The organism is Mesorhizobium sp. M0052, from assembly GCF_040323255.1.
Taxonomy (GTDB): domain Bacteria; phylum Pseudomonadota; class Alphaproteobacteria; order Rhizobiales; family Rhizobiaceae; genus Mesorhizobium.
Genome location: NZ_JAMYUS010000002.1, coordinates 106,501 through 128,712 on the forward strand (window position 1 = coordinate 106,501; position 22,212 = coordinate 128,712).

The window sequence follows — 22,212 nt, forward strand, 5'->3', positions numbered from 1 at the left end:
GGATCATCCGCCGCCATCGGTATCGTGGCAGTCTTCATAGCTGCCGTAGCAGGTGTTCGTCGAATTGCGATACCAAGGGTAGCCGCCAGGACAGCAAACATCTTGTTGTGCAGTCTGGATAAATTCCTTTGCCGGCCGGCTTTGGTTTTCCGGATTGCCTCCCGCCAAAAAAAGAGACATCGGGTGTGACACAACAGACCTAACCGGCATATCCATGCTTGAATTGCTCACCGCAGACGAGCTCAAAAAAATCATGCCAACAGCTAATGAAAAAAATCCCCGCGCACTCATCTTCTCCTCCTTGAGGGAAATGGAGACGGCCAAAAATAACACAGCTGCGTCGATTGCGTAAGCGATCGCTCATGTACCTCGACACGCTCGCGGGGAATTGAAGCGGGGCGGCAAGCCTGACTGCGCCTCAGCGCCAGAATGGCGCCGCAAGCAGCCGGCATTATGTCGGCGTGCTGATCGTCGCCGAACTGCACAGCGATCCGTTCGATGGTGAGACGCCGGTGCTGGCGCCGGCCAAATTCCGGCATGCGGTGCTGGTGCCGACCATGAACGTCCAGTCCACCGCCGAAACCATCCAGCGCGCCGTCGCGGAGGAACTGGCGGTGGTCGAGAATTTCGACAACCGGGCCGTTGTCGGGCTTTTGACCGAGGGCCATCTGATACGGCGCTACGCCGAGGAACTCGACAAGGCGCGGCGCGACCTGTCGGGCGAAGACTAGGCCTCGGCCGGCATCTTAAATGTCCCTACTCGGCGCTTGCCACGTGTACAGTGTCACTGTACAAATTGTTCAGTGGGAGAAAAAGACGGGATGAGCACCGACCAGGCTCCGGTCAAGAATGGCGTCGCCTCGACGGCGACGCATGCCCATCAGATGCTGGGCCAGCGGCTGAAGAGCCTGCGTCTCGGCCGGCGGCTTTCGCTGCGCGAACTCGCCGAGCTGACCGGGACCAGCGCCAGCTTCATCAGCCAGCTCGAGCGCGGCCTGACCGGCGCCAGCACCGCCTCGCTCAACCAGATGGCCTCGGCGCTTGGGGTGAGCGTGGCGATGCTGTTCGAGGATAGTGCCGCCGGGCAGCGCGGGGTCTTGCTGCGCAGCGAGCGGCCGAGCCTGCCGCCCAGCGACGGCTGCCGCAAGATGCTGCTCTCGCGTCCCCCTTTAAGCGACATGGAAGTCTATGTCGGCGAGTTCGAAATCGGCGGCTCGACCGGCCCAGCGCTCTACACCCATGGCGACGCGCACGAGATGCTCGTCGTGCTGCGCGGCATCGTCGAGGTTTCGCTCGGCGATGTCAGGCATGTGCTGGAAGAGGGCGACAGCATCGAATACGCGACATCGACAGCACATCGCTCAGAGAACATCGGCAGTGGCCGAGCCGAGGTGATGTGGATCATTGCGCCACCGACTTCGGTGCGCGCCGAACTCGATCAATACAGGGCCTGGAAACCGCTCGCAGCCAGGTAGGTTCAATCCATGCGGGTCAAATGGGAGAACAATAATCATGCTGAAAACAAGACATCTTGGCCTTGGCGCCGTGCTGGCGCTCGGCGTTCTGGCAACCGCAGCGTTCGCGCAGGAAAAGCCTGTCGCGGGTGAGGTCAAGGAAGGCTCGCTCAAGGGCAAGACGCTGACGCTCGTCTCCTATGGCGGCATCTACCAGGACGGCCAGGCCGCCGCGCTCAAGGAGTTCGTCGAAAAGTCCGGCGCCACGCTGCTCAATGACGGGCCGACAGAGATCGCCAAGCTGCAGGCGCAGGTCGAATCCGGCAACGTCACCTGGGACGTCGTCGACACCGCCGACCTGCCGCCTTACGTCTATTGCGGCAAGCTGTTCCAGAAGCTTGATTTCAGCAAGCTTGACGTCTCCAAGGTGCCCGAGGGCCAGGTCGGCGAATGCTCGGTGCCGGCCATGAACTACGGCGTCGTGCTGATGTACAACAAGGAGAAGTATGGGGATAACCCGCCCAAGAACTGGGCCGATTTCTTCGACACGGCAAAATTCCCCGGCACGCGCGCGCTCGACGGTTCGGGCGACCCGACGGGCGGCCTGCTGGAGCAGGCGTTGAAGGCGTCTGGCGGCGACCCGAAGGCGATGACGGCGGCCGACATCGACAAGGCCATCGATGTCATCCGCAAGCTCGGTCCCGACACGATCTATTGGAAGACCGGCGCTGAGTCGCAGCAGCTTGCCGAATCTGGCGAAGCCGACATGCTGATGATGTGGACCGGACGTGCCATGACGGCGGTGAAGAACGGCGCCAAATATGCGCCGGCCTGGCAGGACTGGCTGGTGGTGATGGACCAGATGACCATTCCGGTCGGCGTCAAGGATACGGATGCGGCTTATGCGCTGCTCAATGCCTATCTCGGCAAGGGGGCGCAGGAGATCCTGGCGCAGCAGACCTCCTATACGCCGATCAACAATGACGCGCAGCCCAAGGTCGATGCGTCGGTCGCCGCCTTCCTGACCAACACGCCCGAGCGCCAGAAGCAGGGTTACAAGCAGAACATCAAGTTCTGGGTCGAGAACTTCCCGGTGGCGCAGGAGAAGTGGTCGGCGCTGATGGCAGGCAACTGAACAGCCAAGTGAGAGCCAGGCCGTGAGCGCGTCCGAACCCATCGCCCAACCCGCCGCCCATGCGCGGCCGGGTCGGGCATGGCGGCCGTTCGCGCTCACGGCGCCGGCGCTCATCCTGCTCGTCGCGGTGATCGGGTATCCGCTGCTCACCATCGTGCTGCGCAGCCTGTCGGAACCTGAGTGGGGGCTGCAGAACTATGCCTGGTTCTTCGGCGCGCCGGTCAACCTGACAGTGCTGCAGCGGACTTTCGTCATTTCGGCCTGGGTGACGCTGGTCTGCGTCATCGCGGCCTATCCCTATGCCTATCTGATGACCGCGGTCGGGCCGCGCGTCCGGCTGGTGCTTGTGCTTTGCGTGCTGATCCCGTTCTGGGTGAGTGGTGTGGTGCGAACGCTGTCATGGGTGATCCTGCTGCAGGATTCGGGCGTCATCAATTCGTTGCTGCGCTCGGTCGGGTTCGGCGGCGTCAAGCTGATCCGCACCCAGACCGGCGTGGTCATCGGCATGGCGCAGGTGCTGTTGCCGTTCATGATCCTGCCGCTCTATTCCGTGATGCAAGGCATCGACCTCAGGCTGATGCGTGCGGCGCAAAGCCTCGGTGCGCGGCCGTCGCGCGCGTTCTTCACCGTCTATCTGCCGCTGTCGCTGCCCGGCGTCTATGCCGGCGCGATCATCGTCTTCATCCTGTCGCTCGGCTTCTACATCACGCCTGCTTTGCTCGGCGGCCCGCGCTCGACCATGCTGTCGACGCTGGTGCAGACGCAGGTGCTCAGCCTGCTGCAATGGGGCAGGGGCGGCGCCATGGGCGTCGTTCTGCTGGTCACCACCTTCGTGCTGCTGGCGCTGGCAGCACCTGTGATGCGGTCCAGTCATCGGGAAGCGGGGCGGCGCTGATGGAGATGAAGCCGCTCACCCGCGTTCTTCTCGGGCTCGTCTGCCTGCTGGTGGCGATATGGCTGGTGGCGCCGACGCTGGTCGTGGTGCCGATGTCGTTCAACGAAAACAAATCGCTGGCGTTTCCGCCGCAAGGCTTTTCCTGGCAGTGGTACCAGAATTTCGCCACCAATCCGGACTGGTCGAACAGCTTCCTGAACTCGCTGAAAGTCGCCTCCATCGTTGCCGTCCTGGCAACGGTGCTCGGCACGCTTGCCGCCTTCGGCCTCGACCGCATGAAGGCGCGGCCGGCGAACCTTTTGCGTATGCTGATGCTGACGCCGATGGTGGTGCCGGGCGTGGTGCTGGCGATCGGCATCTATGCCGTCTATCTCGACACGCAGCTCGTCGGCACGCTGCTCGGCTTCGTGCTGGCCCACACCATCCTTGCGCTGCCCTTCGTGCTGATCGCGGTCTCGGCCAGTCTCGAAGTGTTCGACCGCCGGCTGGAGACAGCCGCCGCGAGCCTGGGCGCCGGCGCACTGACCACGTTTCGCACGGTGACGCTGCCGCTGATCGCGCCGGGCGTGCTCTCAGGCCTGCTGTTCGCTTTCGCCACCTCGTTCGACGAGATTGTCGTGTCGCTGTTCATCACGAACCCCTATCTCAAGACATTGCCGGTGCAGATTTTTGCCTCGATCACGCGCGACGCCGATCCGACGGTGGCGGCTGTCGGCACGATCCTGCTTTTCGCGACCACGATCCTGATCGGCGGCGGCATGCTCCTTCTTGGCCGCGAGCGGAAAGGACGCCAATGAATCCGAAGCCGACAAGCAAGGGCGCGGCGATCGATCTCGAAGCGATCAGCAAGGCCTATGGCGGCTTCAAGGCGCTGGACGGCGTGTCGCTGCGCATCGAGCCCGGCGAGTTCATGACGCTGCTCGGCCCCAGCGGCTCGGGCAAGACGACGACGCTCAACGTGATTGCCGGTTTCACCGATGTCACCAGCGGCAAGCTTCTGGTCGGGGAAAAAAGCGTCGTCGGCGTGCCGGCGCACAAGCGCAACATCGGCGTCGTCTTCCAGCATTACGCGCTGTTCCCGCATATGAGCGTCGGCCGCAACGTCGCCTATCCGCTGACGCTTCGCGGCGTCGACCAGGCGACGAGGCAGACACGCGTGGCAAGGGCGCTCGACATGGTCAAGATGGGCGATTTCGCGCATCGCTATCCCAGCGAATTGTCGGGCGGCCAGCAGCAGCGCGTGGCGTTGGCACGCGCCATCGTCTTCGACCCGCCGCTGCTCCTGATGGACGAGCCGCTCGGCGCGCTCGACAAGAAGCTGCGCGAATGGCTTCAGCTCGAGATCAAGCGCATCCATCGCGAACTCGGCACCACCTTCGTCTATGTCACGCACGATCAGGAAGAGGCGCTGGTGCTGTCGGACCGCATCGCCGTGTTCAACCGCGGGCGCATCGAGCAGGTCGGCACCGGCCGCCAGCTCTATGACGAGCCGGCAACGCTGTTCGTCGGCCGCTTCATCGGCGATTCCACCGTGCTGCGCGGCAAGGCGCGCAGCGATGGCAACAGCACCGCGCTGAGCATCGCCGGCGAGACGGTGACGGTACCGCGTAAGCTGTCGGGAGAAGCCAGTCCGGTGATGCTGCTGCGTCCCGAAAAGCTCGCGATCCGAAGAGCCGGCCAAAGTGCTGCCAATGGCGCCAACCGCCTGTCGGGGACGATCGCGGAAGCCATCTATCTCGGCTCGGAATCGAAATACGAAGTTAAGCTCGCCGACGGCTCGGCCGCGATCGTGCGCTCACCACTGACCGGCGAGAGTTTTGGCCTCGGCGACAAGGTCGAGCTCTGCTTCGACGGCAGCGATGCCAAGCTGCTCGCGGACGACGCAAGCGCCGACACCACACTCACCTGATTCCATCTGGCTTGATCCCATCTGGCCTGATCCCATCTGAAAGTCATTCCATGCAAGCCAAGCGCAACGGCGACATATCGTTCTGGTATGCGGATCTGGGGGCGGTTCCCGTTCCGCGCCCGTCCTTGCCTGGAAACATCGAGGCCGATGTCGCCATTGTCGGCGCCGGCTATACCGGCCTGTGGACCGCCTACTATCTGAAAAAGGCGAAGCCATCGCTGCGCGTCGTGATCGTCGAGCGCGAATTTGCCGGCTTCGGCGCTTCGGGGCGCAATGGCGGCTGGCTGTCGGGCGGCTTCAGCTGGTCGCGCGAAAAATATCTCAAGACATCGAGCCGCCAAGGCGTGATGGCGATGCAGGCGGCGATGGCAGGCTGCGTTGATGAAGTGATCCGGGTCGCGACCGAGGAAGGCATCGACGCCGACATTCGCCGCGTCGACAATCTGACGGTGGCCACCAACGCAGCGCAGTTGGAGCGCGTGCGCGAAGAATGCGAGACGATCCGTTCCTGGGATGTCGACCCGAACCGCGTCGAGATGCTGGACGCCGCCTCAACGCGCACGCGCATCAACATCCGTAACGTCATGGGCGGCTTCGTCGTCCATGGCCAGGCGCGGGTGCAGCCGGCCAAGCTGGTGCGCGGGCTTGCCGATGCCGTCGAGCGGCTGGGCGTGCCGATCTATGAGAAGACGACGGTGACAAGCATCGCCAAGGGCAGCGTGACGACAGACCGCGGTACGGTGCAGGCGGAGACGATCATCCGCGCGACCGAGGGTTTTACATCAGGCATCCCCGGCGAGGAGCGGACCTGGCTGGCGCTCAACAGCGCGCAGATCGTGACTGAGCCGCTGCCTGCCGACCTGTGGCGCGACATCGGTTGGGAAGGGCACGAACTGCTCGGCAATGCGGCGCATGCCTATTGCTATGCCCAGCGCACGCGTGAGGGACGCATCACGATGGGCGGACGCGGCGTGCCTTATCGCTACGGCTCGCGCACCGACGTCAACGGCCAGACGCAGCAGGCCACGATCGACCAGCTGCACACGATCCTGACGACGCTCTTGCCGCAGACCAAGGGATGCCGCATCGATCACGCCTGGTGCGGCGTGCTCGGCGTGCCGCGCGACTGGTGCACCACGGTCGGCCTCGATCCCGCGACCCGCATCGGCTGGGCCGGCGGCTATGTCGGCCTCGGCGTGTCCAGCTCCAACCTTTCGGGGCGCACGCTGGCTGACCTTGTTCTCGGGGCAAACACCGAGCTGACGAAGCTGCCCTGGGTCAACCGCAAGGTCAGGCCATGGGAACCGGAGCCCTTCCGCTGGCTGGGCGTGCATTCGATGTACCAGCTTTATCGCATTGCCGATGGCCGTGAGGCGGCAGGCCTTGCGCACACCTCGAAGCTGGCCGCGTTGGCCGACAGCATCACCGGCCACTAAAGCCATTTGTTCTCACGCAATTCCGGGGCAGACCGCTTTCCTGGAATTGCTCTTATCCATGGAGCTAGACTTGATCGATCTTTCGACCTTCCACGATCTCGCCAAGGCCGAGATCGGCGCGTTCTCTCCTAAGCCAACCTCGATTGAAGGGGATCAGGTCGAGGCCGTGCGCTCGTTCTTTCAATCGCCGGACGGGACTGTCGATGTCGGCATCTGGGAATGCACGCCCGGCCGCTTCACCGCCGATCGTTCGGACTCGTCGGAGATCTGCCACATCATTTCGGGGCGCGTGGAACTGAGCCGCATCGATGGCGAGGTGCGGGAACTCGGTCCGGGCGATCTCCTCGTCCTGCCGCAGGGCTGGAAGGGCGAGTGGCTGATACGCGAGACCACGCGCAAGCTCTACATGATCCAGAGCGCCGGCTGACCGGCGCTACGGCTATGGCGAGCTCAGTGATCGATCGGCCCCTTCGGCGAGACCAGCGCGGTGCCGGCGGTCGTCGGGCGCTCGATCAGGCGGCGCACGCGCGGCGGTTCGTCGCCGCTGTGCAGCGCCCGCACCCGCTCGCCGACGACGGCGTCGGCATGGGTGGCGCGCCGGTTGTGGCGGATGTATTCCAGCCAGGTCGGCGTGTGGTAGTGTTCGATCCAGACTGCGGGATTTTCTAGGTCCCGAGCCAGCGTCCAGTTGCGGGCGCCGTCGCGGCGGCGGATGCGCCCGCGCTCGGCCATGGTGGCGAGGAATTCGGGTACATCTTCGTCGCGGATAATGTACTCTATCATGATGGCGATGGGGCCGCTGCGCGGCTTCAGGTCGAGGCCGAGATGCGGCTCCTTGAAGCGGTTGAGCGGGTCGAGGTTGAGAGTCGTCTGCTGCGGCAGCGGCAGGAACAGGCCGATGGCGCCGCCAACAAGCATCGCGATGGCCGCCGCAATCAGCGCGGTTTCGGCGCCATGCGCATCGGCAACGACGCCCCAGATCCAGCTGCCCAGCGCAATGCCGCCGAAGGTCGCCGTCTGGTAGACCGACAGCACCCGGCCGACGACCCAGCGCGGCGTCGACATCTGCACCGTGACGTTGAAATGCGACAGCGCGATCACCCAGCAGGCGCCGCCGATGAGCAAACCCGCCGCAGTCTGCCAGGCATTGAGGCTGATGGCGGCGTTGAAGGCGCAGACGGCAAAGCCGGCGAACGCATCCGCACCATCGTCTCGCTGGATAGCAATTGTCTGAGACGCACGCTGATCAGCGCGCCGCCGACGGCGCCGATGCCGAAGGCGCCGAGCATGATGCCGTAGGTCAAGGCATCGCCCTTGACGACGTCGCGCGCCACCAGCGGCAGCAGCGCCAAAACCGCGCCGGCGCTGAAGCCGAAGGCGGAGCCCCTGACCAGCACCTTGCCGATGTTGGGCGACATGGCGACATAGCGCAGGCCGGCGCCCATGGCGGCGCCCAGCGTCTCGCGCGGTAGCGTCGAGACCGGCAGCTCCGGCTTCCAGCGGAATAGCACGATGATGAGACCTATATAGCTCAGCGCATTGGCGGCGAACGCAGCAGCCGCACCAGCGGCGGCAACGATGATGCCGCCGATCGCCGGGCCGACGCTGCGTGTCAGGTTGAAGCCCAGTGAATTGAGTGCAACCGCGGCCGGCAGCTTGTTGCGCGGCACCATGTCGCCGACCGATGCCTGCCAGGACGGGTTGTTGAGCGCCGTGCCGCTGTCGATTAGGAAGGTGAAGGCAAGCAGCGTCCACGGTGTCATCCAGCCGTTCCAGGTGAACAGCGTTAGAAGTGCAGAGACGACCAGCATGAAGATTTGGGCGATCAGCATCACCTTGCGCCGGTTGAAGCTGTCGGCGATGGCGCCGGCGACGAGTGCAAACAGCATGATCGGCAGAGTGGCCGAGGCCTGGACCAGCGCCACCTGATAGGGCGACGTGGCGATGGTGGTCATCATCCAGGCGGCGCCGACGCCCTGGATCAGGCCACCGAAATTCGACACCAGGCTGGCCGACCAGACGGCGCGGAAGATGCCGTGCCGGAACGGCGCCAGCGCCGAAACGCGTTCGCTGTCCGGCTCGTCATCGATCATCAGACCTGTCCCACCTTAACGTGCTGGTTTCGTCCGCCGGGACGACAATCATGGCATCCGTTTGAAATAGAGCACGACATCCAAAAGGGCGAACGCGTCTTCGAAAAAGATCATGGTCCAACAACAGGATAGCAAGGCGAAAATACGTCAGCCGGGAAGGGTTCGCTACCCAGAGCGATGTTCTCATTGGTCCACTGCTCGGGGCTGTCGGCCGCGCGCGAAGTCAGCTTCTGTCCCGGGCAGCGGTATGCAAGGCTTCGGTCAGCGTGCCTGTCGTCTCGCCGCCGGCGTGAAGGCGCAGGAAAAGCTCCATGCCGACAAGCCGCAGCCTGGACGGTTGCTCGCGCCGCGCCAACTGGACCATGTCCTCCAAATTCGCGGCGGGCCATTTCAAGGCATCGCGCAGGAAACCGCCGCGTAGCAAAGTCTCCGTGCCGGCCGAAAATTGCGACGACATCTCGAAGCCGATCTTGCGCGCCTGGACGTTCTGGCGCGGAATATGCTTTTCAGCGACCTTTCGCAAAAGCCATTTTCCTGTTTTGTCGCGGTATTTCTGCCGCCTCGGCAAATGGATGGCGAAGTCGATCAGGCGGTTTTCCAGGAACGGGACCCGCAGTTCCACGGACGCCGCCATGCTCAGCCGGTCGTGCCGGTGCAGTATGTCCTGCAGATGCGAATAGAGGTCGTAGAGGCAACTACCGAGAAAGGCGCGATCCGCGGGCGGCATAACCGGCTCCAGGCGGTCGAAGATCTCGGTTTGCAGGAAATTCAGCTCCGGCGACAAAGCACGCAGGACCATGCTGCGATCCATTTGTGAGTGGCTTCCAGCCGAGACCTTGTAGGGGGCATGACGCTGTTGCTCGAATCTCCGGTCGAGCGAGCGCTTCGAATGGACCAGGCGCCGGGGCCACGACCAGGAACGCCACTTCTTCATGCTCAAGGCCTGCAAGGGGTAGCCGCCAAACAATTCGTCTGCGCCTTCGCCGGTGAGCAGCACCTTGACGCCATCGGCCCGGCATCGTTCGGCAAGCGCCAGCAGTGCGACATGGCTGGCGTGCCAGCCATCGCTTTCAAGATGCCAGATTACCCTTGGCCAAAGTTCGAAAAACCGGTTCCTGTCGACCGGCACCCGGCGCAAGGGCACGCCGACATGGCGGCCGGTGCGTTCGGCGTCTTCGGCCTCGCTGTAGCCGAGCTGCGGGTCGACGACATAACCGTGGACTTCCGGCCTGAACCGCTTTGCCAGCGCCGTTATCAGGCCGGAATCGACACCGCTGCTGCAGGCGGTGGCAACGCTGGTATCGGCGATGCAGTGAAGTCCGACGCTGTCCTTGAGCAACGCCTCGAGCGTCGCCATGTGTTCAGCATCAGCGGATGCATCGCCGGTAATGCGCGCGGTCTCCAGCACGTCCAGCACATGCCAGAAGCGGCGCTTCTCGATAACGCCATCGGTGATCTTCCACAGGCCGGCGGGCGGCAGGCGCTCGATGCGGTCGAACAGGCTGTAGCTGGAATCGCGGCTCTGCCAGGCAAGCCGCAAGGTGATCTCGCGGCTGTCGATGTCGCGCGGAAAACCGTCGCAGGCGAGGATCGCCTTGTCCTCCGAGGCGAACAGGATTCGCTCCGGCGTGTCGGCCACCGACATCGGCTTGATTCCAAGACGGTCACGCGCAAGCCACAGCGCACTGCTGCGAGCGTCGAAATAGGCGAAGGAAAACATCCCGTCGAACAGCGGCACGGCTTTTTCGGGACCCCAGTGATGCAAGGCTTCGAGAACCACTTCGGCATCGCAGATGGTTCGAAAGACGACGCCTTGCGCCTGCAGCGTTTCGCGCAGCGAGCGGTAATTGTAGACCTCGCCATTGTAGACGAGAGCGCCATCGCCGGAAGAAGTCAGCATCGGCTCACGGGCGGCGGGCGAGGGATCGATGATGGTAAGTCGGCGGTGACCGAGCGCCAGCCGATTGTTGTGCCAGCTGTCATGATCGTCGGGGCCGCGATGTACCAGCGCCTGCATCATGCTGGCGACATCCGACAGGTCGTTGGCGTCGATCGGGTTTCGTTTGCGCCAGACGCCGGCTATTCCGCACATGGCCTGCCGGTGAGTTCTGCCTGAGTCATGGCCTGCAATCTAGCCGGAACACAGCCGCCTGCAAGCGCTGCCTAGAACCCGTTTTCGATGCGCTCGAAGATGACGTTGGTGAAGGCCGATATCTGGCTGCCGATGAACGGACCGGTCAGCGCCACGACCAGCATGATGGCTACGATCTTGGGTACGAAGGTCAGGGTGATTTCCTGGATCTGGGTCAGGGCCTGGATCAGCGCGATGCCGATGCCGACCACCATGGCAACCAGCACCACCGGCGCGGACGCGACGAGCACCGTCCACACCGCATACTGGACGATGTCTAGGGCGTCGGCCTCGTTCATGTGAGCGCGCCTCTATGGAACTGTCTAGCTGGCCGGCTTTATCGAAACGCCCGCGCCGACCGGCACTTCGGTGCCGTTCTGCAGCACGGCGATCACGCCGTTGCTTGCAAGCTTGACCGAGGCCACGACGCCGGTCGTCTTGCCGTCGGCCGAGGTGATCGAACGGCCGATCAGGGCATCGGCCTGCGATAGCGCCGACGACTGCATGATCTGGTCGAGCTTGGTGTTGGTCTGCACCGATTGCTCTACCTGCGAGAAGGTGGCGAGCTGGGCGACATACTGCGTCGAATCCATCGGTTTCGTCGGATCCTGGTTCTTCATCTCGGCGATCAGCAGCTTCAGGAACGACTGGTAGTCGACCGCTGTCTTCGATGTCTGCTGGGTACCCTGGTTGGCACCCGTGGGGATCGTCGTCGTCATGTCCACATTCATCAGTATTGTGCTCCCACGGCCAGCGGGCGCTTCGCACCCTGAACATCGTCGTTGCCGCCAAGTGCGCGGCGTTCGAGCGGATAAAGCGCACGGATAGCCTTCAGCGCTTCATAGATATGGTCCTCGCCGACCATGCGGTCGATCTGCTTCAGCGCGCCACTGATCTGCTCATCCTCGAAGCTTGCCAAAAGCAAGGGCAGCGAGCGGCGGAACATGGCGCGCGCCTCGATGGCGCCGGCCGGGTTCATCAGCATCACCTGCAGGATGAAATAGAGCTGCTTGAGCGGCGTCGAGGCATCGTCGGCCTGGATGACATGGTTCTCGAGCAGGAACTGTACGTCGTTCATCAGCTCGACGGTGACCTTGCGGTCGACGCGGATGACGGCGCCGTTGATGTAGATCTTCTCGTTCGGCTTCAGCGATATCTTCAGCGTGTTGGTCATTGAATGCCGTCCCGGATGATCTGGGACACTTCGATCAGCCCTTCGAAATTGTCGGTGCGGCCCTGGCGGATGTCCTCGGCCTCGCGCAGCAGCCACAGGCCGATGGAGATGAGGTTGGCGCGCAGTTCCTTGGGCAGGACATTGTCGCTGGAACCGAGATCCTCGACGAAGGTGGTCCAGACCCGGTTGGTGAAGTGCAGCGCTTCGACCGCCTCCATCGAGGTGTGGCCGACCGCCGCCGCCGCCGCCAGCATTTCGATCGAGCGGGTCAAAAGCTGCCGCTCGCGATCTTTCGCATCGGCAACGGAGTCTGTCTGGATGTCGGCGTAGGAGAATTGATACATCGTTTGGCTCTACCGTTGCGGTTGAGATTGTCAGGTCAGGTAGTTCAGCAGGCTCATCTGCTGCAGGCGCGCGGTCAGCGCGAAGGACGTCTCGATATGCTGCGTCAGATCCGCGACGCGGGTGGCGGCCTCGGCCGGATCGACGCCCTCCAGATCGAGGATATGGCGCTCGAACAGGTCGACCTGCGTCTTCATGCGGTCGCTCGCGTCGGAAACACGCTTCTCGGCAAGGCCGGTCTCGGCCTGCAACTGGCCGAGTCCGCCCAGCGCCTCGCCGACCATCGCCTGGGCGCGACCGACGACGGTGGTCTTCGCCGCCTGGCTGATGTTGCCGGAGAGCAGGCCGGTGACCAGGGCGGAAGCCATGGCGAGCTTGCGGATGCTGTCTTCATTGGCGCTGGCCGAGGTCTGGGTGGTTTCGCCCAGCGAAATGCGGCTGACGATCTGCTGGTCGGTGGCGTTCGACCAGTTGGCCTGCCAGCCGGCGCCCATGAACTGCGGCACGACATTGCTGGTGATGAAGCTATCCATCTGGGCGGCGGTGATGTTGGCGGCGAGCGGATCGGTCTGCGTGAAGCCGAAATACGACGAGAAGGAAGCGTCGAACGCCGCCTTGGCCGGCGAGCCGGCGGCAGTGAAGTCATCGATCGGCTTGACGTCGGTGTTGGTGCCGGCAAACAGATATTCGCCGTTGACGCTGGCGTTGAGGATAGAGGTCATCTGCTGCACGGCGGCCTTGCCGGCTTGCTGCGTGATGGTGCTCGAGGAATTGCCGGCGGCGGTCAGTGCGGTCAGCAAATTCTGCGCAGTGTCGGAAAGCTGGCCAAGCGCAGCCTGCGTCGAGGACAGCCGCGCGGTGACCAGCGAATTGGAATCGATGATGACGTTCAACCGGTCGAGGTCGCGCGAGAAGGTGACCGCCTGCGAGGTGCGCGCGCCGAGCGCCAGACCGACATCGGCGACGGTGCCGGTCGTCGATTCCTTGGTGGCTTTGACCAGTTCGCCCTGCATGCGCATCTGCTGATAGCGCGCGGCGTTGGAGAGAGCGGCTGAGGAGACGGATGTGGCTTTCATGGCTTATCCCACGGCATCGAGCAGGGCCGACAGCATGTCGTCGACGGTTTTCATCATGCGCGCCGAGGCCTGATAGGTGTGTTCGAGGTCGAGCAGCAGCGACATCTCCTGGTCGACATTGACGCCGGTGTCGTTGGACAGCGCCTCGGCGGTGCGCGATGCCAGCGCTTCCTTGGCGTCGGCGTTGCTCGAGGCCTGCTGGCGCTGGCCTTCGAACCAGCCAATGGCATTGGCGGCGTAGTCGGACACGCTGGACGTGACGGTGATGCCGGCCGCAGCGTCGAAAGGCATCGGCTTGTCGAGCTTGTCGCCATAGCCGATCAAGAGCTGCGAATAGGAGGCGTTGCCGGCAGTGTTGGCGATATAGGCCGCACCATTGGCGCCGCCGTCGCGCAGCAGCACCGGATTGCCGCCGACGCTCGAGTCCATTGCGGCGTTGACCTTGATCGAGCCGGCAAGCCCGTCGATCAGCGTGCCGGCGGCCGGAATGGCGGGCGCACCCGACCAGGTGAACAGGCCGGTTCGGTCGGGCTGCGAAGGTGCTGTTTCGGCAAAGGCGGTGATGAGGCCGCGCGCCACTTCGTCGAGCTGGCTCTGCATCGTCGCCGCGACGCCGTCGCGCAAGGTGATGAGCCCGGCGAGCTTGCCGTCGGCGCTGGTGTTGCCGCCAGCCCCGGCGCTGACCGGCACATTGTCGATGTAGATGGTGTTGCCTGGTGTGCCGGCCGTGTAGCCCGCCGACGGGGTGAAACTTACCGAGCGCGGAATGGTCTCGAACAGTGTCGTGCCATCCTTGGTGGTGATGACCATGTCGTTGTCGCCACGCGTGAAGGTCGACACCGGCACATAGTCCGCGATCTTCTTCAGCAAAGCGTCGCGCTGGTCGAGCGCGTCGGATGCGTCGGTACCCGAACGGGTTGCGGAGATGACCGCCTTGTTGGCGTCCTGGAACTGACTAAGCAGCGAGTTGAGATCGTTAACCGCCGTTGATATCTCGCCATCGGCCTGGGTGCGGAAATCCTGGATCGCGTTGGTGCCGTCGTTCAGAGCGCGCACCACCTGCTGGGCCGCGTCGATGACGCTGGAGCCGAGGTTCTGGTTGGATGGCGTAGCGGCGTAAAGCTGCAGCGCGTTCTGCAGCTTGCCGATCGCGGTCGAGGCAGAGGAGGCGTTGTCGACGCCGTTGACGGCAACGGCGAGGCGGTCAATTCCGCTGTAAAGCGTGCTCTGGCCGCTCCATGCCGATTGCGCGCTAAGGTTCTGGCGAAACAGCAGGGCGTTGGTGGCGCGCTGGATCTCGACCGAGCGGGCGCCGGGCGCGCTGCTGACGACGACCGCCGTGCGGCGGGCATAGTCGGGGTTGCTGGCGTCGGCAATGTTGCGGGAAAGGACGCTGGTCTGCTTCGATGTGGTCTGAAGCGACTGTTGGGCTATGGTCAATGCGGAAGTCAGCGACATGCGGGTCTTTCACGAGGCCAGTGGGGACGGGATGACGTCTCTGCCCTGTCGGCGGCATCGGCGTTCGGAAACCTGCAATTCCAGACCACCCCGGCCGGTTTGCCGGTGTGGCCTTGAATTCGAAATCCGCGCACCGCGCTGCTCTGGTTTGGGTTCATTCCCCTGGCGCCCGTCGTTTATCTCTTCAGGTTGACAAGGACATCCATGAGGTCGGAACCGGTCTGGAACACTTTCGAGTTAGCGGTGTAGCTGCGCTGCGCCGCGATCATGTTGGTCAATTCCTCGGCGATATCGACGTTGGAATTTTCCAACGCGCCGGAGATGATGCTGCCGAGCTTGCCTTCGTTGGCGAAGCCGATGCGCACGGTGCCGGAGTCGGTGGACTGCGCATAGACATTGCCAGGCAGTGCGGTGAGGTTGTCGGCGCTCTGGACGTCGGCCAGTGGAATCTTGAACAGCGGCTTGGTCGAGCCGTCCTGATACTGGGCGTAAATGACTCCGTCCTCGCCGATCTGGATCTTTTCGATCGTGCTGGGCGCGTTGCCGTTGACCTTGGCTTCGGAGACCGTGAAGCCGGTGCCGAGCTGAGTCAGCTTGGACAAATCGAGGTCGAGCGACGCACCGCCCGGTACGGGGATGGTAATCGAATCGACGGCGCCGGTGAGTTTGCCGGTGGTGGTGTCGAAGGTCAGGTTGGCCGTGGCCAGCGCGCCGCCCGTATAGGGGAAGGATGTGCCCGGCGTCGCCTGGGACTGGTCGAACACAGAGACCGACCAGGTGCCGGTCCCGGTGTTGGTGAAATAGAGGTCGAGCAGCTTCTTGTTGCCGAGATTGTCGTAGGTGACCATCGAGGATTTCGACGTGTATTCCGCCGTCGGGCTGTTGGTGGACGGCAGCGGACCGGCGGGCGGCGTGGCGCCGGCCGGCAGATTGGCGTTGAAATTGCCCGCGGTGCTGGGCGTCGCGGTCATTTCCTGGTCGGAGATCTGGACCGGCACCAGCCCTTCGAAACCATTGGCGGTGGCAGCCGGTGTGCCGTTGGCGTAGCTGTAGGCCATCAGCTGGTAGCCGGCGGCGTTGACCAGCCTGCCCTGAGCGTCGGGAACGAATGCGCCGGCGCGGGTGAGGAAAGGCGTTCCGCTGGGGTCCTGGACGACGAAGAAACCGTTGCCGTTGACCGCAAGGTCGGAAACCGAGGTCGTGTACTGCAGCACGCCCTGGGCGCTGATGGCCGAGCGGATGGTGGTGTTGACGCCGCCGGAATTATAGGCGCCGCCAACCTGCGGCATGATCAGCGTCGAAAACTCGGCCGAGGATCGCTTGTAGCCGGTGGTGTCGGAATTGGCGATGTTGTCGGCTGTCGCCGAAAGGCGGTTGGCCTGCGCGTTCATGCCGGAAACGCCGGTCCGCATCATTCCGTAAAGGCTCATCGAAACGTCTCCTCAATGCCCAACATCGTTGGGCCCATGTCTGTGGTCGCGAGGATATAATTTTTGTCTTGCGCGAGGCTGGCGCAGACCGCCATCAGAACACCAGCCGGTAGCCAAGGAAGCGCTTGGAATCTATCGGGTCCTGGCCGAGCTTTTCGCGCAGCTTCTTGCGCAATTTGGAGATGTGGCTCTCGACCACGTTCTCCTCGACCTCTTCGTCGAAGATGCCGTAGATGGCGTTGAAGACCTGGGTCTTGGTGACCCGGCGTCCGCGGTTGCTCGCCAGATATTCGAGGATGCGGCGTTCGCGACGCGGCAGAGGCAGCGGCTGGCCATCGATCTCGGGATCGCGGCCATCCATGAAGATGCGCATGGCGCCGATCTCGGTGTAGCTGACGTCCTCATGGGCGCGGCGGCGGATGGCGGTGATGCGGGCCAGGATCTCCCGAATATGGACCGGCTTGCGGATGACGTCGTCGACACCGCTCTCGAACAGCCGCAGCGTATTCTCGAGCGAGTGCTGTTCGCTCAGCGCAATGACCGGAGCGCCGGTGCGGTCGCGGATCTGGCGTGGCGAGATGGCGCCTTCGCGGCAGTCGCCGATGAGGAAGGCTCGGACCGATCGCAAATCCGTGTCGGCGGCCGATGTCACCCACTCGCCGAATTCGCCGGACGCGAAGCCTGCACAGGCGACGCCCTCACGATCGAAAAGTGAATTATAGCCTTCAGTTACGAGCTCACGCTCGTCAACGATTACAATCATCGGCCCCGCCTCCGAATCAGATCATCTGCCCCGTGGGAAGAGCCGTAACCGGTGCCGGGAATCCTGAACAACCATCATTTCTTGTAGCTATTTTCTTGGGAGTTATTTCGAGTTTCGAAATAACCGCAATCAGGAGGTTGTATCGTTGGTTGCCGAACGGGTGACGTGGCACGTCAACCGCCGGGCGTGGATTTGCAGCCGTTCGCAAGAGATGATTCACCTAAGGGTTGCAAAAGTTGCGGGCGTTCGGGGTCCATTTGCCGAAGCCGGTGGCGACCATATTGGCGATGACGCGGCAGACATAGAATTTCTGCGCGGGATCATTGTCGGGGCCGGCGTGGTAGCGGGCGACGGCCATCGACCAACTGACATGACGCGCATGCAGGCTGGCCAGGAAGCGTGCGGCATAGTCGACATTCTGGCGCGGGTCGAGCATGTCGTCGACGCTGCGGAAATGCGCGGCGTGATAGTGATGGTTGATCTGCATGCAGCCGAGGTCGATCAGCGTCTTGCCCTCACGCCGGGCTGCTTCGAAGGTGGCTATGGCCTCGGTGCGGTTCCTTGGAAATACCGCTTTCCCCTGTATATTCAGCGCATTAGGTTGCAAGCTACCCTTCTTGCCGGTCTCGGTCAGCCCGACCGCATAGAGGATGCCGGTGGGCACGCCATAGCGGTCGGCGGCACGCAAAATCTCGGGCTCGCAAGGGTTGGTGGCGGCGGTGGCCGGCTTGGTGGCGAGGCTAGATAAACATATCGTCGCCAGCACGCTCGCGAGCAGGCGCGCCAGCGCGGCCGAATTCCTGGGCATCGTCATTGCGGTTTCTTCCCGACTGGTGGCCGCCCGAACCCGTATTGTTGCCGCTCGAGTTTCCGGGCTGAAAAGCGGACTGGTCGCGGCCTTGCGGCATTGGCTGCGAGTTCGCTGCATCGCTGCGAACCCCTGCGTGGACTGCTATCGAAGGTTGCAGGATGGTGACCTTGTCGACATCGAAGCCGAGCCCGCGCAACGACTTCACGATGGCGTCGCTATCGGTGGCGAGACGGCGGTAAGCCTCATGGGTTTCGGGCTTCAATTCTATCGAAAGTTGTTCTCCGGAAAGCCTCAGACTGGCGGTGACCATGCCGAGCTCTGCCGGGTGAAGCTCGATCTTCAATATATGTGTCGGAACGGCAACAGAACCGGCCGTCTGGGCGGTCGTTGACGGCCTCGAAACGGCTGGCCGCAGGCCGTTGTCCGAAGCCAGCGCGTCGATAAGCGCCGAAGTCGTTTGGTTTATCGGACTATGCGCCGGCGCGGGGAAGCTCTGTTCGGCGACAATGTCGACGCGCGCAGCGAATGGCGGCTGTTTTCCCTGTGTGGACGATGCCGCGGAATGGGCTCCATCGACGGACTTCGCCGACGGCGCGGACCGTTTTGCCTCGGGTGCCGAAACGTCGCTTGCCGTCTGGTCCGCCGGTAGAGGAGGCGTCGGACCATCCTGGTGCGGCAGTTTGCCGGACTGGAGCCCGATCGCGGGCAGCTTTTGCGCCTGATCCTGTGCGGAAACGCTGGTACCGGGCTTGGCCCGTTCCGATCGCGTCGTCGTGTCGAGTCTGTTGTCAATGCCGGAAGCTGCGCGGTGTCTCTTCAGAGGCGACGTCTGTGCAGAAATGGCCTCGCCAGCGGGCGCCGGTTGCCCAGTCTGTCCATTCGTCGCGATGCCGTTCCCGCTTGTCCGGACCGTTGAGAAATGCCTGATATCGTGCAACGCCAGCACCAGTGGCAAATGATCCTGCAGCGATCCTGCATCCGCGTCTCGTCCGGCCACCTCAGCGTCCTTGGATGGTTTGTCCGGGCCACTATCGGCATGTTCTTTTGCGGCCTTGCCGGCAGCGGATTTCGTCCCCGTTTTGCCAGACTGGGTGTGTGGGATTTCGCTTTTGCCGGGACCGGCAGGGCTGCGTTTGGCCCAATGCAGCTCGTGCGACGCGGCCTCAATTGCTCCCTGGCCTATCGGTGTCGGCGCATCGTCGTCGCCGCGCACCATGTCGCCGAAGCTTTTGTCGCCGCCCTTGGCGTTTGAGGCCGACTGCTTCGATCCGGCGTGCGCGGGAGCCGGCAGGGCCTGGCCAACATTGGTGGTCATTTCGGGGCTGCTCCAAGCATCTGGTCGATCAAATCGAGCTGGCGACGCGTCCTCGCCATGGCGGCGTCGGTGGGATCGGCTGGCTCTACGGCGGCGGGGGCCGGCGCCGATGCCGGCACGACCGGAGCCGCATCGCTGGCCGGGGCGACTGCAGGCGTTTCCGCCGCCTTTGCCTCTGGCGTGCTTGGTGCCTGCGCGGCCGGTTCACTTGCCGCCTTCAGTCGGTCGGTTGCTGCCGGTTCACTCGATGTTGTGGCGGCTGGCTGTTCCGGCACCGCGCCTTCGACCGACGGCAGCTCTGGCTCGTCGGGTTTTTCCACTGCCGCGGTCTTGACCGGCTCCTGCCTGGCCGCGGCAGGTGCGGGCTTTTCGGCAGGCAACGGCGCCGGGGGGGCGATGACTTCACCGGCTACGGCCTGCGCGGCATCGAGCAGGTCGCGGTCGCTTTGCGAAAGCTGGTTGCGATCGATCTTGTCCAGCTTGGCGCGGACCTCGCCGATGGTGCCGGACGTTACCGTGGACAGGCTGGAATAGAGCTGGGCGCGCGGATCATCCTGATTGTGGATGCCGTCGCGGCCCCGTTCAGCCCTGGCCGAGGCAAAGGCGGAGAGATCGGCAAAGCCGTCGATGGCGGCGCGGCGGGCGATGCGCAGATAGATCACCTTCTCGCGCTCGGGATCCATCATTGCGGTGATGTCGGCGAGCTTGTCCTGGCTGATTGCCATGTGCAGCGCGATGACGCCGGAGACGAAGGCGTCGGCGAACTGGCTGGCATAGGGCGAATAGAGGTAGTCTTCGACATATTGGGTTGAGGCAAGCGCGAAACGCGCACCGTCGCCTTGCGCGGCGGCGATGCCGACCGAGCGGCGCAGCGCTGCTTCCTCGACCAGCGTGCCGGGGCTGAGCAGGCGAGCATCGCCGAGCAGCGCAAGCGCGCTGACCGGTTGCTCGGTGGCGAGAAGCGAGCCTTTGACCAGCGCCAGAAAGGCACCGAGATCGGGGGGCAGGGTCATCGGATCGATCGGCTTCAGCGCCTCGATCGCAGCCGCCTGCCGGCCGTTCAGATAATCGACAATGCCCTTGGCGATGGCCAGGCTTTGCGGGTCGGCCTTGGCGCGCGACACCGCCGCCTCGACGGTGACGGGGTTGCCGCCACTCATGCCATAGACCAGCAAGGCGCGAAAATTCTTCGGGTCGCGGAAATCGTCTGCGTTCGCCGCGCGCAGCCTTGTGTCGGCCATTTCGAGCAGCTTGGCCTGCATCGGCAGCGCGGCGTGATCGCCTGCGGCTATGCGGTCCTGCACAAGCTGCAGCGAGCGCACCAGCTGATAGGGCTGCAAGCCGTCCTCGGCGAAGGCCGATGGCGGATGGACAGCGCTCAGCAGCAGCAGCCCGACGCCGCCGATGATGGCGGCGCGCCTCATCCGTCGGTCGCCATCAGGATTTCGATGCGGCGGTTCGCTGCAGCCATCGGGTCGGCCGCGATTTTCGGCTCGCGGTCGGCGAAGCCGGCGACCTCGGTGATGCGGCGCTCGTCGACGCCGCCGCGCACCAGCATGTAGTAGGCGGAATGGGCGCGCGCCGTGGACAGCCGCCAATTGTCATAAGTGTCGCTGCGGAATGGCCGCGCGTCGGTGTGGCCGTTGATGCTGATCGTGCCTTTCTGCTCGTTGACGATGCGGCCGATCTTTTCCATCGCCAGCACCAGTTCACGCCTAGGCACCGCCGATCCGATCTCGAACATGCCGAAATCGAACTGGTCCGTGATCGAAATGACGACACCCTTGTCGGTGGCTTCGACGGAGACGCCATTATGCAATTTGTCGCCTGGCTTGAAGGCCTCGGCCAGTTCCTGCTTGACCTGCGCCGCGGCTCTAACAGTGGCGGCCGTCGGCGCTTTTTCTGCGGCTTCGGGTTTGGGTGCGGGTTGTGCTTCGGCGGCTTCGGCCTTTGCAATTTCGGCCTTCGCTGCTTCAGCCTTGGCCTCTGCTTTGGCTTCAGCCTTGGTCAGCGGCTTATCGGAAACGGATTTCGCCAGCGGCTCGAGCGGCGCCGCGGCCACTGGCGGCGCCGCGGCCGCTGGCGGCGCGGCCGGCACGGCCTTCACCTCCGCCACTTGCGTCTGTGCCGCCTTGTCACCCGGCTTCAGCGGATCGCCTTCGATCTTGGTGCGTTCGGCGGTGGCTTCGGCGCCTGGTGCAGCCACCTGCTGCGACCAGAAATCCGGCGCGAACGGGTCGCGGTAGGATTGGCCGCTGGATGCGCCGGTAGCTGGGCCGGACGCCTGCGCGCCGCCATCGCCCTTCTCGCTGACATTTTGCATGACGCCGGTGTCGGTGGCGATTTCCGACAGCACCGCATAGGGATCGGCAAACAGATGCTCGTCGGAAAGATCGGTCTTCGGCGCCGATTCCTTCGATTGCTTCTTGTCGGAAGTACCGGCGCCGCCGACGCCGTCCTGTCCGGCCTTGCTGGTCTTGTCCCGCGGGTCGTCCGCCGTCAGCCCGACCTTGCTCGGGCCATCGCCGAGGTCTTCGAGGCCCTTGCGGCTGGCGTTGCGATCGACCAGCTTGACCGGATTGAAGTAGCTGGCAACGGCCGCCTTGGTCTGCTCGTTGGCGGCGTTGATCAGCCACATGACGAGGAAGAAGCACATCATGGCGGTCATGAAATCGGCAAAGGCAATCTTCCAGACGCCGCCGTGGTGGGCGTCGTCGTGGTCGTCGTGATTGCGCCGCACGATGATGATCTCGTGCCTGGCGTCTGCGGCCTCGACAACGCTCATGACGT

Annotated in this window: 23 protein-coding genes and 1 pseudogene; 9 read left to right on the top strand and 15 right to left on the bottom strand. The window is 63.8% G+C overall.

The features are described 5' to 3' along the window. Window positions 1–3 precede the first annotated feature (3 nt). Window positions 4–291, bottom strand: coding sequence for a hypothetical protein (locus tag NKJ77_RS02765; protein ID WP_155924037.1), 288 nt, complete (start codon window positions 289–291; stop codon window positions 4–6). Between the two features lie 170 nt (window positions 292–461). On the opposite strand from NKJ77_RS02765, the gene NKJ77_RS02770 reads away from it, so the two are divergent. The 8 genes from NKJ77_RS02770 (at window position 462) to NKJ77_RS02805 (ending at window position 7,256) form a co-directional block, all read left to right on the top strand. Then, window positions 462–731 (top strand): hypothetical protein, encoded by a 270-nt coding sequence (locus NKJ77_RS02770; RefSeq protein ID WP_023740977.1) that lies wholly within the window; start codon window positions 462–464, stop codon window positions 729–731. Between the two features lie 90 nt (window positions 732–821). After that, window positions 822–1,475, top strand: coding sequence for a helix-turn-helix domain-containing protein (locus NKJ77_RS02775; RefSeq protein ID WP_027049833.1), 654 nt, complete (start codon window positions 822–824; stop codon window positions 1,473–1,475). Window positions 1,476–1,512: 37 nt separating this feature from the next. Next, window positions 1,513–2,589 (top strand): extracellular solute-binding protein, encoded by a 1,077-nt coding sequence (locus tag NKJ77_RS02780; RefSeq protein WP_023728389.1) that lies wholly within the window; start codon window positions 1,513–1,515, stop codon window positions 2,587–2,589. Between the two features lie 22 nt (window positions 2,590–2,611). Next, entirely contained in the window at window positions 2,612–3,484 is an 873-nt protein-coding gene (locus NKJ77_RS02785) for an ABC transporter permease (RefSeq protein ID WP_023691735.1), read from the top strand. Next, entirely contained in the window at window positions 3,484–4,281 is a 798-nt protein-coding gene (locus NKJ77_RS02790) for an ABC transporter permease (protein ID WP_023695739.1), read from the top strand. The genes NKJ77_RS02785 and NKJ77_RS02790 overlap by 1 nt, the downstream gene beginning before the upstream one ends. Next, a complete protein-coding gene (locus NKJ77_RS02795; protein ID WP_023686365.1) occupies window positions 4,278–5,393 on the top strand; it encodes an ABC transporter ATP-binding protein in 1,116 nt (371 codons plus the stop codon). The genes NKJ77_RS02790 and NKJ77_RS02795 overlap by 4 nt, the downstream gene beginning before the upstream one ends. Window positions 5,394–5,443: 50 nt before the next feature. Beyond that, window positions 5,444–6,829, top strand: coding sequence for an NAD(P)/FAD-dependent oxidoreductase (locus NKJ77_RS02800; RefSeq protein ID WP_352534175.1), 1,386 nt, complete (start codon window positions 5,444–5,446; stop codon window positions 6,827–6,829). Between the two features lie 58 nt (window positions 6,830–6,887). Further along, window positions 6,888–7,256: a cupin domain-containing protein gene (locus tag NKJ77_RS02805; protein ID WP_081726812.1), complete on the top strand. Its 369-nt coding sequence runs from the start codon at window positions 6,888–6,890 to the stop codon at window positions 7,254–7,256. Between the two features lie 23 nt (window positions 7,257–7,279). Here the strand turns inward: NKJ77_RS02805 and NKJ77_RS02810 are convergent. The 12 genes and pseudogenes from NKJ77_RS02810 to fliK all read right to left on the bottom strand — a co-directional run bounded on the left by NKJ77_RS02810 (window position 7,280) and on the right by fliK (window position 18,450). Next, window positions 7,280–8,922, bottom strand: a pseudogene (locus NKJ77_RS02810) (MFS transporter). Between the two features lie 223 nt (window positions 8,923–9,145). Continuing rightward, window positions 9,146–11,014, bottom strand: coding sequence for an asparagine synthase (glutamine-hydrolyzing) (asnB, locus tag NKJ77_RS02815; protein ID WP_352534177.1), 1,869 nt, complete (start codon window positions 11,012–11,014; stop codon window positions 9,146–9,148). 71 nt (window positions 11,015–11,085) lie between these two features. After that, entirely contained in the window at window positions 11,086–11,352 is a 267-nt protein-coding gene (gene fliQ / locus NKJ77_RS02820) for a flagellar biosynthesis protein FliQ (RefSeq protein WP_023671896.1), read from the bottom strand. A gap of 24 nt (window positions 11,353–11,376) precedes the next feature. Beyond that, window positions 11,377–11,784, bottom strand: coding sequence for a flagellar hook assembly protein FlgD (gene flgD / locus NKJ77_RS02825; RefSeq protein ID WP_023671895.1), 408 nt, complete (start codon window positions 11,782–11,784; stop codon window positions 11,377–11,379). Next, entirely contained in the window at window positions 11,784–12,227 is a 444-nt protein-coding gene (gene flbT / locus NKJ77_RS02830) for a flagellar biosynthesis repressor FlbT (RefSeq protein WP_023683290.1), read from the bottom strand. The genes flgD and flbT overlap by 1 nt, the downstream gene beginning before the upstream one ends. Further along, the gene (gene flaF, locus NKJ77_RS02835; protein WP_023671893.1) at window positions 12,224–12,571 is read right to left on the bottom strand and encodes a flagellar biosynthesis regulator FlaF; all 348 of its coding nucleotides are present in this window, start codon (window positions 12,569–12,571) and stop codon (window positions 12,224–12,226) included. Before flaF ends, flbT begins: the two co-directional genes overlap by 4 nt. A gap of 30 nt (window positions 12,572–12,601) precedes the next feature. Then, window positions 12,602–13,645 (bottom strand): flagellar hook-associated family protein, encoded by a 1,044-nt coding sequence (locus NKJ77_RS02840; protein ID WP_023733444.1) that lies wholly within the window; start codon window positions 13,643–13,645, stop codon window positions 12,602–12,604. Between the two features lie 3 nt (window positions 13,646–13,648). Then, complete coding sequence (gene flgK / locus NKJ77_RS02845) at window positions 13,649–15,103, bottom strand: flagellar hook-associated protein FlgK (protein WP_023686357.1); 1,455 nt, start codon at window positions 15,101–15,103, stop codon at window positions 13,649–13,651. A 176-nt stretch (window positions 15,104–15,279) separates the two neighbouring features. Continuing rightward, entirely contained in the window at window positions 15,280–16,533 is a 1,254-nt protein-coding gene (locus NKJ77_RS02850) for a flagellar hook protein FlgE (RefSeq protein ID WP_023691731.1), read from the bottom strand. Between the two features lie 94 nt (window positions 16,534–16,627). Beyond that, entirely contained in the window at window positions 16,628–17,296 is a 669-nt protein-coding gene (locus tag NKJ77_RS02855; RefSeq protein WP_023683295.1) for a response regulator transcription factor, read from the bottom strand. A 220-nt stretch (window positions 17,297–17,516) separates the two neighbouring features. Next, complete coding sequence (locus NKJ77_RS02860) at window positions 17,517–18,104, bottom strand: transglycosylase SLT domain-containing protein (protein WP_502902114.1); 588 nt, start codon at window positions 18,102–18,104, stop codon at window positions 17,517–17,519. Then, window positions 18,037–18,450: a flagellar hook-length control protein FliK gene (gene fliK, locus NKJ77_RS02865; protein ID WP_352534181.1), complete on the bottom strand. Its 414-nt coding sequence runs from the start codon at window positions 18,448–18,450 to the stop codon at window positions 18,037–18,039. Before fliK ends, NKJ77_RS02860 begins: the two co-directional genes overlap by 68 nt. A gap of 576 nt (window positions 18,451–19,026) precedes the next feature. Between fliK and NKJ77_RS02870 the strand changes: the two genes are divergently transcribed. Then, on the top strand, window positions 19,027–19,359 hold the full coding sequence (locus tag NKJ77_RS02870; protein WP_352534183.1) for a hypothetical protein: 333 nt from the start codon (window positions 19,027–19,029) through the stop codon (window positions 19,357–19,359). A gap of 59 nt (window positions 19,360–19,418) precedes the next feature. Here the strand turns inward: NKJ77_RS02870 and NKJ77_RS02875 are convergent, their stop codons facing one another. Together NKJ77_RS02875 and NKJ77_RS02880 are read right to left on the bottom strand one after the other, a co-directional pair. Beyond that, window positions 19,419–20,846 (bottom strand): MotC family chemotaxis protein, encoded by a 1,428-nt coding sequence (locus NKJ77_RS02875; protein ID WP_352534185.1) that lies wholly within the window; start codon window positions 20,844–20,846, stop codon window positions 19,419–19,421. Beyond that, window positions 20,843–22,207: a MotB family protein gene (locus NKJ77_RS02880; protein ID WP_352534187.1), complete on the bottom strand. Its 1,365-nt coding sequence runs from the start codon at window positions 22,205–22,207 to the stop codon at window positions 20,843–20,845. The genes NKJ77_RS02875 and NKJ77_RS02880 overlap by 4 nt, the downstream gene beginning before the upstream one ends. Between the last annotated feature and the right edge of the window lie 5 nt (window positions 22,208–22,212).